This window comes from Vibrio diazotrophicus (genome assembly GCF_038452265.1).
In the GTDB taxonomy this organism is placed as follows: domain Bacteria; phylum Pseudomonadota; class Gammaproteobacteria; order Enterobacterales; family Vibrionaceae; genus Vibrio; species Vibrio diazotrophicus.
Map to the genome: position 1 here is coordinate 598,942 of NZ_CP151842.1, position 15,028 is coordinate 613,969.

Annotated in this window: 13 protein-coding genes; 8 read left to right on the top strand and 5 right to left on the bottom strand. The window is 43.2% G+C overall.

Annotated elements, in window-relative coordinates:
• Positions 1-4: 4 nt before the first annotated feature.
• Genes AAGA51_RS02745 through AAGA51_RS02755 form a run of 3 tightly spaced genes read left to right on the top strand, consistent with a single transcriptional unit; the run spans position 5 to position 2,945 of the window.
• Positions 5-967, top strand: coding sequence for a type II secretion system F family protein (locus AAGA51_RS02745; protein ID WP_042484337.1), 963 nt, complete (start codon positions 5-7; stop codon positions 965-967).
• A gap of 3 nt (positions 968-970) precedes the next feature.
• Positions 971-1,915, top strand: a complete 945-nt coding sequence (locus AAGA51_RS02750) for a type II secretion system F family protein (protein ID WP_042484334.1) — start codon at positions 971-973, stop codon at positions 1,913-1,915.
• Positions 1,916-1,925: 10 nt separating this feature from the next.
• Positions 1,926-2,945, top strand: coding sequence for a tetratricopeptide repeat protein (locus AAGA51_RS02755; RefSeq protein ID WP_081878694.1), 1,020 nt, complete (start codon positions 1,926-1,928; stop codon positions 2,943-2,945).
• Here the strand turns inward: AAGA51_RS02755 and AAGA51_RS02760 are convergent.
• On the bottom strand, positions 2,939-4,093 hold the full coding sequence (locus tag AAGA51_RS02760; protein ID WP_042484329.1) for an HD domain-containing phosphohydrolase: 1,155 nt from the start codon (positions 4,091-4,093) through the stop codon (positions 2,939-2,941). The genes AAGA51_RS02755 and AAGA51_RS02760 overlap by 7 nt on opposite strands.
• A gap of 350 nt (positions 4,094-4,443) precedes the next feature.
• Between AAGA51_RS02760 and galE the strand changes: the two genes are divergently transcribed.
• Genes galE through galM form a run of 4 tightly spaced genes read left to right on the top strand, consistent with a single transcriptional unit; the run spans position 4,444 to position 8,774 of the window.
• On the top strand, positions 4,444-5,454 hold the full coding sequence (gene galE / locus AAGA51_RS02765) for a UDP-glucose 4-epimerase GalE (RefSeq protein WP_042484720.1): 1,011 nt from the start codon (positions 4,444-4,446) through the stop codon (positions 5,452-5,454).
• 21 nt (positions 5,455-5,475) lie between these two features.
• Complete coding sequence (locus AAGA51_RS02770) at positions 5,476-6,528, top strand: UDP-glucose--hexose-1-phosphate uridylyltransferase (protein ID WP_042484327.1); 1,053 nt, start codon at positions 5,476-5,478, stop codon at positions 6,526-6,528.
• 11 nt (positions 6,529-6,539) lie between these two features.
• Positions 6,540-7,691, top strand: coding sequence for a galactokinase (galK, locus tag AAGA51_RS02775; RefSeq protein ID WP_042484324.1), 1,152 nt, complete (start codon positions 6,540-6,542; stop codon positions 7,689-7,691).
• A 12-nt stretch (positions 7,692-7,703) separates the two neighbouring features.
• Positions 7,704-8,774, top strand: a complete 1,071-nt coding sequence (galM, locus tag AAGA51_RS02780) for a galactose-1-epimerase (RefSeq protein WP_042484321.1) — start codon at positions 7,704-7,706, stop codon at positions 8,772-8,774.
• Between the two features lie 243 nt (positions 8,775-9,017).
• Here the strand turns inward: galM and AAGA51_RS02785 are convergent, their stop codons facing one another.
• The 4 genes from AAGA51_RS02785 to AAGA51_RS02800 form a co-directional block, all read right to left on the bottom strand.
• Complete coding sequence (locus AAGA51_RS02785; RefSeq protein ID WP_042484318.1) at positions 9,018-10,037, bottom strand: substrate-binding domain-containing protein; 1,020 nt, start codon at positions 10,035-10,037, stop codon at positions 9,018-9,020.
• A gap of 182 nt (positions 10,038-10,219) precedes the next feature.
• Positions 10,220-10,771 (bottom strand): gamma-glutamylcyclotransferase family protein, encoded by a 552-nt coding sequence (locus tag AAGA51_RS02790; protein WP_042484316.1) that lies wholly within the window; start codon positions 10,769-10,771, stop codon positions 10,220-10,222.
• A 108-nt stretch (positions 10,772-10,879) separates the two neighbouring features.
• Positions 10,880-11,818, bottom strand: a complete 939-nt coding sequence (locus AAGA51_RS02795) for a zinc transporter ZntB (protein WP_042484313.1) — start codon at positions 11,816-11,818, stop codon at positions 10,880-10,882.
• Positions 11,819-11,964: 146 nt separating this feature from the next.
• A complete protein-coding gene (locus AAGA51_RS02800; RefSeq protein ID WP_042484311.1) occupies positions 11,965-13,416 on the bottom strand; it encodes a RimK family protein in 1,452 nt (483 codons plus the stop codon).
• 475 nt (positions 13,417-13,891) lie between these two features.
• Here AAGA51_RS02800 and AAGA51_RS02805 point away from each other — a divergent pair, with 475 nt between their 5' ends.
• Positions 13,892-14,986, top strand: a complete 1,095-nt coding sequence (locus tag AAGA51_RS02805; RefSeq protein WP_042484308.1) for a GNAT family N-acetyltransferase/peptidase C39 family protein — start codon at positions 13,892-13,894, stop codon at positions 14,984-14,986.
• Positions 14,987-15,028 lie beyond the last annotated feature (42 nt).

The following is a 15,028-nucleotide window of genomic DNA, read 5'->3' on the forward strand; positions in this document are numbered from 1 at the left end:
TGCAATGGACCAACTGTATTTTTTTGCTTTGCTGTTTGTTGCAGTCTTTCTTATTTCCCAAGCATTTCTGATGCCAGCGGCTGGCAACAAAGCAAAACACAAAGCCATTAGTAAGCGGCTTAAAGAAAGCCAATCGCAGGTTGATGAGCAGAGTCGCTCATTGTTGAATGAACATTACATCAAAAGCTTGTCTCCTATCGATCAGAAATTGGTGAGCTACAGTTATTTTGCCAATATGAAAAAAAATCTTGAGCTTGCAGGTATAGGAAAATCATTAACACAGGTGGTGACCTATACGGCTTTGAGTCAAATATTGGTTCTGTTTGTTTTGATTTTTTTAGGTGCAGAGCTTTATATTTCTTTTGCAGTTAGTTTTATTGTTTGGTTGATTTTGTATTTTATTATTAGTGGCAAAATATCAAAGCGGTTAAGTAAATTTGAAGAACTATTTCCTGATGCATTAGATATTATGAAGCGAATGTTATCTGCTGGGCATCCCATTACCTATTCATTTAACGAAGTCGGCAAAGAATTACCAGAACCAATAGGTAGTGAATTTAAGAATACCTTTAACCTTTTGAACTATGGCTATGATATTAGATTAGCTATGATGCAAATGGTAGAGCGTAATCCAACCGTATCTATGTTTGCTTTTTCCAGCGCTGTTTTATTGCAGAAAGAAACCGGTGGTGATTTGGCTGAAAATTTAGATAAAGTGTCTAAAGTATTACGAGCCAGATTTAAGTTGCAGCGAAAAATAAAAACCTTGTCTGCTGAAAGTAAAATGTCTGCTTGGGTGTTAATGTTAGCACCTTTTGCTATCTTTATTATGTTAAGTTTTATTAGTCCAGGGTACTTGGACCCTCTATATAGTGACCCCCGAGGCCATCGTTTATTAATTTATGGCGGAATAGGGTTATCCATTGGCGCAGTGTGGATAAAAAAAATTATTAATTTTGAGGTTTGATATATGCAGGACCTAGTCAATTATCTACAGAACTTCAAATTAACAGAAGAGAACCTCATTCTTATTATGGTAATGTTCGCCAGTGTGCTGGTGGTTATTACTCTATTTTTACTTGTATTTGGCCGCTCTAAGCAGTCTAACGTTCGTAACCGTCTACAAACCTATAAAATGGAAGCGGAGATAACAAAGAAAAATAGCAAGATTGACAATGCGCTTGAATCTTTGTCACCGATTTTCACTTCCAGTAATACTAAAGAGAAAGAAACGGTGCGTCATCAATTGATGCATGCGGGGTTTCATAATGAGACGGCACTGACATACTTCTATGTTACAAAAACACTTTCCACACTAATTGGTTTTTTTGCCGGGTTGCTCTATTACATGTTTTCAGACAGTGGGCAAAATCCGCTTTTTATTTTAATAATCTGTGTCGGTGTCGGTCTCTTTGTTCCTAATGTGTTTTTACGACATTTAGTTAAAAAACGTCAGTCACGTATTCGTGCTGGTGTACCAGATATGCTTGACCTGTTAGTGGTTTGTACGGAATCCGGATTAGGCTTAAATGCAGGTTTGATGCGAGTATCAAAAGAGCTTGGCATGTCTCATATGGATTTAGCGGATGAGTTAGATACGGTGTGCCTGAAAATTAAGGCTGGCTATGATATGTCAGAAGCTTTTCAAGGGTTTGTTGAACGAACTGGTGTTGAGGAGTTGGCTGGTTTAATCAGCATGCTATCTCATGCATCAAGGATCGGCGGTAGCTTATCTCAAACATTGCGTGACTATACAGAAGACTACCGTGATAAACGAAATCAGGAAGTGGAAGAGATTGCTGCTAAAATACCCACCAAGATGATTTTTCCTCTATTGGTCTGTATTTGGCCTGGATTTTTTATTGTAGTTCTCGGACCAGCTATCATAAAAATAATAGAAGTTTTTGGTCAATAAAGGATAAATGATGAAAAAATATAACTATACCGTTCTTTTATTAATCGCTCTTTTAACCGGCTGCGCTAGCGATTCCGATAAACAATCTAAGTTTGATAGTGAACTTTATGATGGCAGGCCTGTTGAAACTTTTAGTACAGACGCTGCACCACTAACCGAAACGGAAGCGATAAAACGTGGTGACTATGCGTTAAGGCAAAACAATTCTGATCTGGCGCTTTACGAATATATTCGTTCTCTAGAGTTTCCTGACTCACAATATAGCGACAAAACCTTGTATACCATTGGCCGCATACATCAGTCTCGTGGCAATTATGAACTTGCAGAGCGAGCTTATCTGCTGGCGTTAGAGCACAACCCTAATAATGTTCAGGTTCTAGAGCAATTGGGTTCGAATTACAGTAAACAAGGTAAAGTTGATGAAGGTCGAAGCTACTTTTTACGAGCGATTAATGCGGATCAACTGCGCTTGAGTTCGAGATTAAAACTGGACGATGACGCGAGTGTGTCAGAGATAGAGGCATTAAGCAGCGACAACCTTTCACCGGCCAGTGCCTACATGGGATTAGGCATACTCGATGATGTCAAAGCGCAGCATGAAGTAGCGCAGGCGTTTTATAAACATGCTTTAAAAATTGAGCCTAAATCGAGTAAGGCGTTAATGAATATGGGGTATTCCCATTATATGAGTGGAAATTACACCGACGCGACGCGTTTTACCTTGGCCGCTCTTGAGCAAGAACCGGATAACGAGAAGGCGTTAAACAACTTGGCACTCATTTATTTAGCCAAAGGCGAAACCCAGCGAGCTTTAAATGTGTTTATGCGCCGAATGGATGCTCCAGAAGCGTTGAATAATGTGGGCTATTTTTTAATGCTTCAGGGCAAACCAGATGAAGCGATCCCCTATTTACAGCAAGCGATCGACAAAAAGCCTTCTTACTACAAAATTGCCAATGAAAATCTAGAACGTGCGTTGGCCGAAGTTCGCGCCAAAACCCCAGCAAAAGCAGAAATGATGTCTCAGTGACGGTCAAGCCTATCTTTGGGATCTGGCTCAGGATAGGCTTCAATCACTTTCTTCAAATATTCCTGATGGTACCTGAGTCCGTTAACGCAATGTCTGTCTAGCTTGCCGTTGGCAACCATCTTTTCTAATTCGAGTAACGCGAAGGGAACCGACCAAGCTTGTTTGTATGGTCGGTGACTGGTTAACGCATCGAATACATTGGCAACGGTGATAATGCGGGCAGATATTGGAATGTCTTCTTGGGTTAAACCGTAGGGGTAACCGCTACCATCCAAAAACTCATGATGGTAAGCGACGATCTCTTTTAGTACGGCTACACAAGGATGATCAGGTGAGCCCATTTCATTAATGATCTTGTTGATTATCTCTACGCCTTTTTCCACATGATCTTTTAACTGATCGCGTTCATCATGTCCCAGTGAGCTAGATTTGGTTAATAAACTCACCGGAATAGACAGTTTGCCGATGTCATGGCATTTAGAAAACAGGGTAATGTTTTCAATGGTTTCATCATCTAATTCGTAGATGTGTGCAACTTCAAGTGCTATGACTTTGGCATATCGACAGATTCTTTCTTTGTGTTCAGACGACTCTTGCCAGTGTTCTTGAGATTGTGAATGAACAAGGCTGGCTGAATCGATCAATGAGTGCACTAAGTCATATTCTGACGTCACAACAAAACGAATGATCTCCAAAAAAGGTTTGAGTGCTTCGGTCATGGACTGGTTGAATAAATCTTTTTGAAAAGAATTTAAGAATATAAAACCGATAAACTTCTTGTTTTGGTAAACAGGCACAGCCAGAGATGAGCGATACCCTTGATCTATAAGCCATTTAGAATGAGGGAATTTGGCATCTAGCTGATTTGGAATATCATTTAAATAACGACAATCGCCAGTTTCAGAACAGATTTTTAACGCTGGCAATTCTGATAAGGGAAACTCGTAGTGTAAGAGTTCAAAGCCATGAAAGGTGCTATCAGCATAGGTTTTTAGGTGATCATTCTCCTCATCGTAAAGCGCAAAAGAAATGCGATCGACTTCTGGAGCAGACACGCGCAAACGCTCATGAATATCAGTAAGCTGATTATTCAGAGTTCCCGCAGATGCGAAATAGCTGTGATCGCTATTTTTGCTGTGCGTGTCCATGGCATCTCCCCCTAATTTTTCCTCGGTGACAACTCAATTCATCAACCTAATTACGCAACTTATAGCTACTTAATAAGTTTAGTTGAGATTGCCCTTTTCTGTTCAATAAACAACCAGTAAATGTGCTTCAAAATGTTTATGTGAAATCGTTTACCGCCTATAGATAAAGGCATTTGAGCAATACCTTATGCCAGCCATAGATGTTTGTTATCTAAACTCCCCTTCTGTATATGACAATTTAGTGTTATTTGTGTAAACGTTTCCACTATGCAGCAGTGATCACAGAATGCTGACGATATAGCCTGCTAAACTCTTGCACATTAAATGAGATGTTGTTTGAGGTAAGTGAAGTGAAAGTATTGGTCACTGGCGGTATGGGATACATAGGTAGTCATACTTGCGTGCAAATGATTGACGCTGGGATGGAGCCGATCATTCTTGATAACCTGTGTAATGCTAAAAAGAAGGTGTTGGACAGAATTAAGATGATTTCTGGTGTAGCGCCAGTTTTTCATCACGGCGATATTCGTGATGAAGCGCTGCTCGATTCCATTTTTGCTGAGCATGATATCAAAACGGTTATTCACTTTGCTGGCTTGAAAGCCGTGGGTGAGTCGGTGGCTAAGCCTCTCGAATACTATGATAACAACGTTAACGGCTCTTTAGTTCTTGCGCGCTCTATGCGTAAAGCGGGAGTGAAAAATATTATCTTTAGTTCGTCTGCCACTGTGTATGGTGACCCAGCTTCAGTGCCAATTACCGAATCTTTCCCGACAGGTGCAACGACCAACCCTTATGGCCGTAGCAAGTACATGGTGGAAGAGTGCTTATCGGATCTTTTCAACGCAGATCCGAGCTGGAGCATTACTTTACTACGCTACTTTAATCCTGTTGGCGCGCATCCATCAGGATTGATGGGCGAAGATCCGCAAGGTATTCCAAACAATCTCATGCCGTATATCGCACAAGTGGCAGTAGGGCGCAGAGAGAAACTTTCAGTGTATGGGAATGATTACCCAACCCCCGATGGCACGGGCGTTCGCGACTATATTCATGTGATGGATTTGGCTGACGGCCACCTTGCAGCATTAACTCACGTTGGTCAGAAGAGTGGTTTACATATCTATAATTTAGGCACCGGTAAAGGCTCTAGTGTGCTCGATATGGTGGAGGCATTCAGCCAAGCTTGCGGCAAAGATGTGGCTTATGAAGTTTGCCCTCGTCGTGCTGGTGATATTGCTGAATGTTGGGCGAGTACTGAAAAAGCTGAGCGCGAACTGGGCTGGAAAGCAACTCGCAGCGTAAAAGAAATGACAGAAGATACTTGGCGTTGGCAGGTTGCTAACCCGCAAGGTTACTAGTTTGAGAGATGAATAAAAGTTATGTCGAATACTGAATTTAACCCTATAGATCATCCGCATCGTCGCTACAACCCATTAACTGGGCAGTGGGTGCTTGTTTCTCCTCATCGAGCTAAGCGTCCTTGGAGTGGTCAGGATGAAAAGCCATCTGTCGCTGAACTGCCTGCTTATGATGCGAAGTGCTTCCTGTGTCCAACCAACGAGCGGATTTCTGGCGATAAGAACCCAGACTACAAAGGCACTTATGTTTTTAACAACGACTTTGCCGCGTTAATGGCTGATTCTCCTGATGCACCTGAAAATGAACATCCCCTATTTAAGGTGCAAGGCGTTCGCGGTTTAAGTCGGGTTATCTGTTTTTCGCCAGACCACAGCAAGACTTTGCCTGAATTATCTCCTCAAGCAATTCGTGGTGTGATTGACACATGGAATGAGCAGATTGAAGAGCTAGGCAAAGAGTATCTCTGGGTTCAGGCTTTTGAAAATAAAGGCGAAACCATGGGATGTTCTCAACCGCATCCACACGGCCAAATCTGGGCAAATAGCTTTTTACCAAATGAAATAGAGCGTAAAGACAATAACTTACGCGCCTATTATCAAGAGAATAACTCAAACCTGCTGGTGGATTATGTACAGGCAGAGTTAAAAGACGGTTCCAGAATTGTCGTTGAAACAGAACATTGGGTAGCGCTAGTGCCTTACTGGGCGGCATGGCCATTTGAAACCATGTTATTACCGAAAACCCACATCCGCCGCATGAGCGAGCTGAGCGATGAAATGCGTGATGATCTGGCTATTGCGATTAAAAAATTAACCAGTCGTTATGACAACCTGTTCCAGTGCTCATTCCCATATTCAATGGGTTGGCATTACGCACCGTTTTTTACAGATGGTCAGAGCGTTGAACATTGGCAATTACATGCCTTGTTCTATCCGCCACTACTGCGTAGCGCAAGCATTCGTAAATTTATGGTTGGTTATGAAATGTTAGCGGAAACTCAGCGAGACTTAACTGCAGAACAAGCCGCAGAGCGACTACGCTCGTTATCAGACGTACATTACAAAGAACAATAAGTGGAACAATTATGAGCTTAATTAATAGTGTTGAAGCTGCATTTGAAGCAGTACTGGGTTATAAGGCAAGCCATCTTATTCAGGCTCCTGGTCGAGTAAATCTGATTGGTGAACATACCGATTACAATGATGGTTTCGTTTTGCCTTGTGCGATTAACTACCAAACTGTGGTTGCGGCCTCTCCTCGTTCTGATTCGAAGGTCAAAGTAGTTGCTGTGGATTATGGTAATGCGATTGACGAGTTCGATTTAACTCAGCCAATTACCTTTGTCGAAAACAAAATGTGGGCAAACTACATTCGTGGTGTAGTGAAATACTTGATGGAACGCGGTTACTCTTTTAACGGTGCCGATATCGCAGTGAGCGGTAATGTACCTCAAGGCGCGGGTTTAAGTTCTTCTGCTGCATTAGAAGTGGTTATTGGCCAGACATTTAAAGAGCTTTACTACTTACCTATTAGCCAAGCGGAAATCGCCTTAAATGGTCAGCAAGCTGAAAACCAGTTTGTCGGTTGTAACTGCGGCATCATGGATCAGCTTATCTCTGCTGAAGGTCAGGCAAATTCTGCGCTTCTTATCGACTGTCGCAGTCTAGAAACCAAAGCGGTTTCAATGCCTGAAGATATGGCGGTCGTCATCATCAACTCGAACAAGCAACGCGGCTTAGTCGACAGTGAATACAACACTCGCCGCCAGCAATGTGAAGAGGCAGCACAAATCTTTGGTGTGAAAGCGCTTCGCGATGTTTCTATCGAAATGTTTAACGACAAAGTAGAGCAGCTCGATCCTGTTGTTGCAAAACGTGCTCGTCACGTAATCACAGAAAATGAACGTACCCTGCAAGCGGCGGATGCTTTAAGCGCTGGTGACTTAAAACGCATGGGTGAACTAATGGAACAGTCGCATGCGTCGATGCGTGATGACTTTGAAATCACAGTTAAAGAAATCGATGCCTTAGTAGACATCGTGAAAGATGTGATTGGCGATCAAGGCGGCGTACGTATGACAGGCGGTGGTTTTGGTGGCTGTATTGTCGCGCTGGTTCCGCCATCATTGGTTGATGATGTGGAAAAAGCGGTTGAAACCCTTTACCCACAACAAAGTGGTCTTACTGCAACCTTTTATGTGTGTCAGGCAAAAGCTGGCGCTGGTTTGATTCACTAGAGGGCGTTAATGATGACCCATTCTTTATTTGAAACAATGACTCAATCACCCGCTTACGATGGCAAGCCTGCAATGCTGGTAGAGCTGACGAATGCGAGTGGTGTGCAAGTTGTGCTTATGGATATTGGTGCAACGTGGTTAAGTTGCCAAATACCTGTCGCAGGCGAAATGCGCGAAGTTTTGCTTGGCTTAAGCACTATGGAAGACTTCAAGCAGCATGGCAGCTTCTTAGGAGTGACGGTTGGTCGCTATGCAAACCGCATTGCAAACTCTCAATACTCTTGGCAAGGCGAAACCTATACGTTAGCAGCGAATCAAGGTGCGCATTGTTTGCATGGTGGTAAAGAGGGTTGGAGTCATCGTCGCTGGAATATCGCCAATCAAAGTAATCAGAAAGTTGAATTCTCAATTTTCTCTGCTGATGGTGACCAAGGATTTCCGGGTAATGCGACCGCATCGGTGACTTATGAGCTTACTGACGATAATCAGATCGTGATTAGCTACAAAGCATCAACCGATAAAGCGTCACCGCTGAATCTGACTAACCATGCTTATTTCAATTTGCTCGGCGCAGAATCTGGTACAGATATTCTTGAGCACAAACTGCAAGTTAATGCAGACTATTATCTGCCAACCACATCTGAGGGTATTCCTTTGGGTGAACTGGCGAGTGTTGAAAACACCAGTTTTGACTTCCGTACAGCGAAAACGGTCAAGCAAGATCTATTAACAGATGAACAGCAGAAAAACTGCAAAGGCTATGACCACAGCTTCTTACTTGATGACAGCTGTAAAACGGGACAAACGGTCGCAACCGTTGAAGCGCCTGACGGTTCTTTGTCTATGCAGGTGTTGACCGATAAACCAGCGATTCAGTTTTATGGTGGCAACTTCTTAGAAGGAACGCCTAACCGAAAAGGTTCCACATACAAACAGTATCAAGGTCTTGCTTTAGAAACTCAGTATTTGCCGGATTCACCGAATCATTCTGATTGGCCTCAGGAGAGTTGTTTTACTCTTCCAGGCGAAGAATACGCTTTTACCACTGTGTATAAGTTCAACGTTTTGGCGAACTATACCTAAACTAGTTGGAGTTGCAGGTAGGCGGCAAGTGAGTGAATCCCCATGAGCATAGATAACTATTTTGTTTATAAATAGATTGTGATTGGGGGGGAACGAACGTAGTCAACGCCTCTGCAGCTTCAAGTAGGAAGGGTATAACCCGTAGGGTGCATAGTGAACCCAAGGGCTGGGGGGATAAGGTTTACAGTTCTTGGGGGAAAGCGATTTTGCCCTCACTTCTGAAGAAGTGGGGGCTTTTTTTGCTTATTGAGACGAGCTTTTAGACGGTGCTTTGTCTACAGAATCTCGGCGTACTAACGTTGGAGAGAAACACATTGGTTCTTGTTCCAACGGTTCATCTTTAGCCAGTTGTAGTGCGAGTTTTGCCGCCTTCTCTGCCATCATTTGAATAGGGTAACGAATCGTTGTGAGGCGAGGGCGCACATAGCGTGCAATTAAACCGTCATCGAATCCGATAACCGAAACGTCTTGTGGTGTTTTCACACCATTTTCTTCCAGTACCGAAAGAGCGCCTGCTGCCATATTGTCGTTATAGGCAACAACACCGGTAATATCCAAAGATTTAGTCAGTAAGTTCGTCATGGCTTCTTCACCGCCTTCACTGTCTGGAGAGGCGAGTTCCAAATAACTTGCTGGCAGGGAAATGTTGTGTGCAGCGAGAGCGTCTTTATAGCCTTCAATGCGCTGATCAGCATCTTCAATGTGATGAGAAGAACTGATACAAGCGATCTTTTCATGTCCGTGGCGGATCAGAAATTCTGTCGCTAAGTAAGCGCCTTTGTAGTTATCTAGAGAGATACAACGATCCGCGAGCTCTGGAATATGGCGGTTGATCAGTACCAAAGCTTTGATCTCGTGAGCATAGGCAATCAGTTCTTCATCAGAAAGTGCTTTTGAGTGAATGACCAAAGCATCACAGCGACTGTTTATCAGCAGATCGATAGCTTGGCGCTCTTCTTCTGCTTCATGGTAACCATTACCTATCAGTAAGTGTTTACCCGCTTGATGAGCAACATTATCAACCGCTTTGACTAACGTACCAAAGAAAGGATCAGACACATCACTCACTAACACACCAATTGTGTTTGTACTTTGGCTTACTAAAGCGCGAGCAGCAGCATTCGGGCGGTAGCCAAGATCTTTCATCGCTTTCGTTACTGATTCGATCGAAGCTTTACTCGCTTTGGGAGATTTATTGATCACGCGTGAAACCGTTGCCACTGAAACGCCTGCTTCACGTGCTACGTCTTTTATGGTTGCCATGAGAGACCTCGCTACATAAGAAACGTTATTTAACAATGTGAGTGAAAATATGGCAACGAATCCGTTAAGTAATGTACAGATATGAGAGATTAAGCTTAGATTTGAGAAGGGATAATAGAGTGTGTAAACGTTTTTAGTAAACGTACTCTCCTCCTATCCGAAAATAGAAGGAGAAAAGAGATTTAACGGACGCTGGCAACAAGATTATCAATAAAAGAATGTTTAGATTGGCAAACGCCGGCAAGCCTCACGTATTTAGGATTATGGCGGTCATTGAGCAGTGGATGATGCCATCCAACAGTATGCTGAACGAAGTATTTGGCAAACGCTTCAGAGACTTCTAAACAACCACAAATCACGGTATCAACATAGCTTTGAACAATCGGACTTTTCTCGCAAGGATGAAGATGTTGCTCGGTGACATACACCCAGATCGCTTTGTTTCTGTCGAACTCAATATCAGTTTCAATTTGGTCAGGGTGAAGCGCAACGCGTTGGTAACCACTTTCTCGACGATCAAACTCAACCAGTGCCGCGTCATCAATTTCCAACAGCACACCGTTAACCTGACCTTCACCAGTGTTCACGACTAGCGGAGAGATAGTGTAAGTGTCATCAATTTTCCCCCAAGAGCGAACTAGCCCGTGCGCAATAACTGGAATGGCGCTTCCGGTTTGTCCAGTGAGCTGTCGGGAATGTGAATTCATTAGGCTTCCGTAGCCAAAAATATACATGTACTCATCCTATTTGAATCTGTAACTGCGTTGACTGCATTCATTCCCCCTAATTACATAGTGTCCTATGTTCCTATGGCAGAATTCATTTATTGCTTGTGACTGTTATTAATTTTTCGAGAAAAACTGTAGGCGTTTTAGTATCCAAAACTCTACAGCGAATATTCCTACTAACCCGAAGCAGAATAGTGCAAAGGCAATAGGGGATTCGGTTCCCGGAATGCCTCCTACGTTAACACCTAATAGACCGGTTAAAAAGCTGGTCGGTAAGAAGATAGCGGCAATCACAGAGAACAGATAAGTGTTCTGGTTCATCTTTTCTGCGTGGTATTGGCGCAACTCACCTTTAATGATATCTAACTCACTGAGGAAAAAGTCGAGTGTTTCATTAATACGGGTAATGGTGTTCACGCTATGGCGTAAGCGCATATTCTTGAAGTTAGCTAACGGTACATCTGAAGACAAATAGTCATCAATCGCGTACTGCTGAGGCTTGATGAAGCGTTTGATTTTGAGTAGGGCTTTATGAGTGTCCATCATGTCTTCACTGAGCTCTAGCTCACTGTCAAACGCTTCAATTCTGTCTTCAACAGAATTAAGGTAGTTATCGATGTTTTTGTTGAGCCCATCAATAATGTTCAGCACAAGATCCGCAAGCGTTTTTGGTCCTAGACCTTGCTTTAGAGATTCACGGATAGCATTGATGGTTTTAGATGGAATCTTACGAGTGGAAATCAGCACACCTTGATAATACAGAATGCGAACACTGAGCATATCTGCTGGATCGGCATTGTCGTTGAGATTGACGCCTCTTAGTATCAACAGAAAACTCTGTTCGTCATATTGCTCAAACAACGGGCGCGTATCTTCAGCTAACAAGCTGTCGACAATCGATGCGGGGATAGCGTTCTCTAGAAGCCACTCACGAACACCCGGTACATCTCGTTGGCAATGATACCAATGATGAGCCTCTAGCGAGGTTGACTTATCTGTTGGTTGAGTTGGTTGCTGCCCTGAAAACTGCCAGTGATCGATTAAAAAATCCATAGTGATCCTTTTGAAGCATTTGTTTCTTACAAATCGTGCTTTTTGAAAGCCTCTGTTTTGAAACTAGAGCTGAAAATGGCTTTGGTAAAGCTTATGTTTTTTACAAAAAGTAGCCCAAGATGATCTTGGGCTACGGGTGATTGCGATTAGAAGCCACGCATTTGAATGCGGCGCAGGAACTCAGTCATCACTCGGTCGTAAAGTAAGTCGCCCAAGAAAGCATCTTCTACGTGATGGTCAATACTTGGGTTGTCGTTCACTTCGATCACATAGACTTGGCCGTCAATCTCTTTTAGGTCAACACCATACAAGCCGCTACCGATAAGGTTGGCCGCTTTAACGGCGACATCCACCACATTTTTCGGTACTTGTTTTAAATCGAGTGTTTCAAAACCACCAGACGAAACTCGTCCGCTATTGTGGTGTTGATAAATCTGCCAGTGACCGCGACTCATCATATATTTACAGGCGAAGATTGGTTGTCGGTTCATCACACCAATACGCCAGTCAAAATCAGTAGGCATAAAGGCTTGAGCTAAAATCAGCGCACTCTTTTCAAACAGAGCGGAAGCTTCTTTTTCTAACTCTTCTTCCGTGCGCACCTTTACAACGCCGCGAGAGAAAGCACCATCAGGAATCTTCAATACCATAGGCAATTCGAGCTGAGAAAGCAGCTTCTCTTTCCAGCCTTCATCAAAGCTTTTCACAATCACGCCTTTTGGCGCTGGCACGTTGTTGCGTTGCAATAGCTCGGTCAAAAATACCTTGTTGGTACATTTCATGATCGATTCAGAATCGTCCATGACCACTAAGCCCATCTTTTCTGCGGTTTTGGCAAAACGATAGGTGTAGTTGCTGATGTTGGTCGTAGCGCGGATGAATAGGCCATCAAACTCACCTAAGCGAGATAAGTCGTCAGGTGAAATGGTTTCCAAGTTCATACCTAGGCGGTTTGCTGCACGAGCAAAGCGTTTCAGTGCTGAAGCATCTGAAGGAGGCATTTTCTCTTCAGAATCAACCAGCATTGCCACATCGTAGCGGTATTTTTTCTCTTGCTTCGGTTTACGCCATACTTTTGTTGAGAACATTTCCAGAGACTCGATGAAGAAGTCTTGCTCTTGATCTTCCAAATCTTGGAATGGGTATGGTGCAATTCGGTTAATCTGCCATTGACCTTGGTACTTGTGCATTTTCAGTTCAATAACAGGCACCATGAACTGCTCGAACAGGCGACGAGCAAGCTTATCCAACCCCGGCTCTGGCGTGCGTCCGAAGTAGATTTTACAGTGAATAGAATCGGTGTTTTTGCACAGTTTATTGAGTTTCAATAAACCGGAAGAGAGCAGAAATGGCTGGTTGATGTCGTTAATTGCCATGACGCGCGGAATAACGCGGTGCCCACGAGCCTCTGCCATCAATGAGCAGTAGTAGCCGTTGCTCATATAATCATAATCACGACACAAATTGACCACTTGAACGCTACGGAAGTTGTTTTTCCAGTCTGCATCAAGGTATTGGGCGACGCTGACAACTTGTTCGGAAGGGAAGTATTGTTGCCAGTCGCTTGCTTGGTCTGTCACGATTAAAAGGTTTGCCATATTATTTTGATTCCTATTGCTAGAGTCTATATACGCTAAAATTAGATTCCCGCATCACAGTAAACAGCTTTACTGCTCATCACTCCCAACGGTTCGATACGATTAAGTGTAGACAATCGTTCGAATTTTATTGTTCATTACCTAGCTGCATGCTTAGTTGCTTTGGGTGTATTATTGAGTTGCAATCTATTAGGGGCTGCTGACCTTTCAATATTGCATTTTGTTCGATTTAAAAACGTTTTAATCGAGGCGTAAGTTAGGAAGCTTAGTCATTCTAAGAGACGAACTTACAACGAAGAGTAAAGCGTTTTTAACCGAACCCTTTGGGCAGTTTTTGTAAGCCCTTTCTACTGCGTTATCGCTTATTTATGTAGATGACTACATTGCATAAGCGCTGCCTTGTATAAAGAACTTACAAAATACTGCAAAAACAATCTTGAACGGCCAGCAGCCCCTACAACCATAAGGACATCGTATGGACTTTCGTCTTGCGAAAAGTGCTGATCTCTCTGCGCTTAATGCGTTAGAACAACAGCTATTTGAAGGAGATAAAATTTCTCCTCGTCAAATGAAGCGTTTTTTACACTCCAACCAAGCTGTCATTTTTGTGGCAGATTCGGGTGAGGAATTGGCTGGATATGCATTGCTACTATTTCATCAAGGTACACAGCTATCAAGGTTGTATTCAATTGCCGTTAAACCTGATTTCAGAGGACGGAGAATTGCTCAGAATTTGGTCGAGCAATGTGAGCGTGCAGCTCTTGATCAAGGCTCCACTACATTAAGGCTAGAAGTTCGCGAAGACAATACGGCAGCAATAAATTTATATGAAAAAATGGGCTATAAAACACTGAAAGTCCTGATTCATTATTACGATGATTTGTGCAATGGTCGCCGCTTACAGAAACGTCTTACACCGCACGGTCCGAAAGTGCAGTTACCTATGCCGTTGTATGTTCAAACCACGCCGTTTACTTGCGGTGCAGCCTGTTTGCTAATGAGTTTTTCTTATCTGGATAAAACCTTTGAACCGACACGAATTCAGGAGATGCAACTGTGGCGTGAAGCGACGACCATTTTCATGGCTGCTGGGCATGGTGGTTGTAGCGGACAAGGTTTAGCACTGGCTGCGACGCGTCGAGGTTTCCATGTTGAATTGTGGAGTCAGTCTAAGAGCACCCCGTTCATTGATAGTGTGCGTGATGCGAACAAGAAAGCGGTGATCGAGTTGGTTCATCAGGATTTTTGTCAGCAATTAGAAACACAAGATGTGACGACCATTGACGCACCGCCAAGCCAAGAGCAGTTGGAAGAGTGGGTAAGACAAGGTGCATGTGTACTGCTGCTTATCAGTACATATCGTTTTGATGGCAAGAAAGAACCTCACTGGATTGTATTAAGTGGTATGAGTGAGAAGTTTTTCTTCTTCCATGATCCTCATGCTGAAGGCGAGGAACATGCTATTGCCTCAGCGTTTGTACCACTGGGTAAAAAGGCGCTGTGCCAGATTTTAGGTTTTGGTAAGCAGAAACATACCGCGTGCGTAGTCATTACCCCTAAAGCGTCTTAATTCATTTAGTATTATGCCTCTCTTGATGCTTTTGGGATCAGA

Excerpts from the sequence above, each read along its gene's own strand:
- AAGA51_RS02785 (WP_042484318.1), bottom strand. The coding sequence starts at position 10,037 with ATGGCAACCATAAAAGACGTAGCACGTGAAGCAGGCGTTTCAGTGGCA.
- AAGA51_RS02745 (WP_042484337.1), top strand. The coding sequence starts at position 5 with ATGGACCAACTGTATTTTTTTGCTTTGCTGTTTGTTGCAGTCTTTCTT.
- AAGA51_RS02805 (WP_042484308.1), top strand. The coding sequence starts at position 13,892 with ATGGACTTTCGTCTTGCGAAAAGTGCTGATCTCTCTGCGCTTAATGCG.
- AAGA51_RS02770 (WP_042484327.1), top strand. The coding sequence starts at position 5,476 with ATGTCGAATACTGAATTTAACCCTATAGATCATCCGCATCGTCGCTAC.
- AAGA51_RS02755 (WP_081878694.1), top strand. The coding sequence starts at position 1,926 with ATGAAAAAATATAACTATACCGTTCTTTTATTAATCGCTCTTTTAACC.
- AAGA51_RS02800 (WP_042484311.1), bottom strand. The coding sequence starts at position 13,416 with ATGGCAAACCTTTTAATCGTGACAGACCAAGCAAGCGACTGGCAACAA.
- AAGA51_RS02750 (WP_042484334.1), top strand. The coding sequence starts at position 971 with ATGCAGGACCTAGTCAATTATCTACAGAACTTCAAATTAACAGAAGAG.
- galM (WP_042484321.1), top strand. The coding sequence starts at position 7,704 with ATGACCCATTCTTTATTTGAAACAATGACTCAATCACCCGCTTACGAT.
- AAGA51_RS02795 (WP_042484313.1), bottom strand. The coding sequence starts at position 11,818 with ATGGATTTTTTAATCGATCACTGGCAGTTTTCAGGGCAGCAACCAACT.
- galK (WP_042484324.1), top strand. The coding sequence starts at position 6,540 with ATGAGCTTAATTAATAGTGTTGAAGCTGCATTTGAAGCAGTACTGGGT.
- AAGA51_RS02760 (WP_042484329.1), bottom strand. The coding sequence starts at position 4,093 with ATGGACACGCACAGCAAAAATAGCGATCACAGCTATTTCGCATCTGCG.
- AAGA51_RS02790 (WP_042484316.1), bottom strand. The coding sequence starts at position 10,771 with ATGTATATTTTTGGCTACGGAAGCCTAATGAATTCACATTCCCGACAG.